The 1,723-nt window shown below is 31.1% G+C and carries 2 protein-coding genes; both read left to right on the top strand.

Features of this window, described 5'->3' with window-relative positions:
- Window positions 1-790, top strand: a 790-nt coding sequence (locus tag EG242_RS14740; protein WP_203227750.1) for a hypothetical protein, incomplete at its 5' end; no start/stop codon positions are given.
- A 275-nt stretch (window positions 791-1,065) separates the two neighbouring features.
- The gene (locus tag EG242_RS15275; RefSeq protein WP_124900694.1) at window positions 1,066-1,515 is read left to right on the top strand and encodes an MBOAT family O-acyltransferase; all 450 of its coding nucleotides are present in this window, start codon (window positions 1,066-1,068) and stop codon (window positions 1,513-1,515) included.
- Window positions 1,516-1,723: the final 208 nt, after the last annotated feature.

Here is a 1,723-nt window from a genome sequence, read left to right as displayed (position 1 = left end):
TTTGAACTATTTGAAAAGCTTTCGGGGTGTGTCCTGCATATGCAGGGCACACACAGCCGTTTGGCGAGATTGGGGTTTTAGGCTTAATGGAAAGTTGGTTTTGTATTTGGAAAATTTGTGTCTAACCGAAAAATCTCGCATCTTTATTCCCCAACCTCGCCAAGCGCCAGAACGTTATATGCAAGCTCTGAAAAATAGTTCGTTTAAAAAGCAAAGGCAAATGAAAAAAAATATTCTTATAATTTCATTATTTTTAATTGCAAATTCAATTTTTGCTCAAAAAGTTTATAAAGTTAATTCCGTATCTTGGATTTACGAAAAACCTGAAAAATATTTCTATCAAACTGACAATTTTTCAGAAATTGTTAACCTTGGAGAAAGCTTACTTAATAACGAAAAAAACTTAAACTTAAATCCTGATGAAGACTTATTATTTTCAATTACAAAAGAAGAAAATATAAACTTTAATATCATAATATCGAGTTATTTATCAAATAACAATATAAAAACTTTTGGTCTTGATGAATATATAACCGAACTTATCAATGTCTTTAAAGAAAAATATAAGGAACTTGAAACTCCAATAAATATCACAAAAGAGAAAATTCAAATTGACGGAAAAGTTTTTTATGTTATCAAAAATATAATTTCAAATCCAGAAAAAAATTACACAACCTATATGTACATTGGTGAAATTGGGAATAAAGAATTACAAATAACAACAGTTATTGATAATCCAATTGATGAAAAATTAATAACCCAATCAATACTTAACTCAAAATTTAAATAAAAAGAGCCTGCATATAACTCGTATTTTGCAAAATTGCGTGTTTTAGATAGAATTAAAGTTTGAGAATAAATATCACAAAAGGCAACTAATTGAATAATTTGTTTAAATTTATCCAATTAGTTGCCTTTTGCTTAAGTTGGTTTTTTAGTCCAAAGTTTTGGCTTTAAATTCCGCAACTTTCGCAAAGCACAGGCACGTTAGCGGTCAGCATAGAACGACACCGACAATATAAACGTTGCCAATAATTTGAATAAAACGACACGAACAAAATAATTATGACTTTAGAAGAGTATACACAATATCGAACAGGAACTACAAAAGTCCCATTGATTATTCGAAATATGTTCTTTAAACCATTCGTTTCATCTTCGTTCAGAGATTTTTGGAAATATTGGAACCCAAGTTGGGGATATTTTCTTCTATTTTATTGTTACAAACCAATCAGGACTTTTTTTCCGCATTGGGCATCTCTGATTATAACTTTTTTAATTAGTGGATTGTTTCACGATATAATTCATATAATACCAAGGCTGATGAAAAAAGGCGAACTTGTATTTCCTTTTATTACAGTATGGTTTCTAATAATCTCAATTGGAATTTTATTGACCGAATATCTTCAAATTGATTTTAAAAAAACCAACGTAATGTTTCGACCAATTTTTCATTTAGGTTATCTTGTAGGTACATTTATTTTGACAAGATATATTGATTTATCACTTGGATAGCGGATAAAACTATTGGCAACATTGAAATATGACTTTAACGACTTGGGAAAAATATTGAAAGGCAAACTAAACGAACAACGAGAAAAAATGCCGAACCGCTAATCGAGTAGACGGCTCCGCCAGTAACTGACGGAGTGCGCCTCTGACACCACCGAGCGTACGGGTCACGTACTCGGCGGTTCGCAAATCATCAATCAAAAGCTCTTTG

Origin of the sequence: Paenimyroides viscosum, assembly GCF_003858535.1 — a bacterium.
GTDB lineage: Bacteria > Bacteroidota > Bacteroidia > Flavobacteriales > Flavobacteriaceae > Flavobacterium > Flavobacterium viscosum.
This window is presented reverse-complemented; position numbering and strand designations above follow the sequence as displayed.

Coding starts and splice junctions, on each gene's coding strand:
- EG242_RS15275 (WP_124900694.1), top strand. CDS start 1,066: ATGACTTTAGAAGAGTATACACAATATCGAACAGGAACTACAAAAGTC.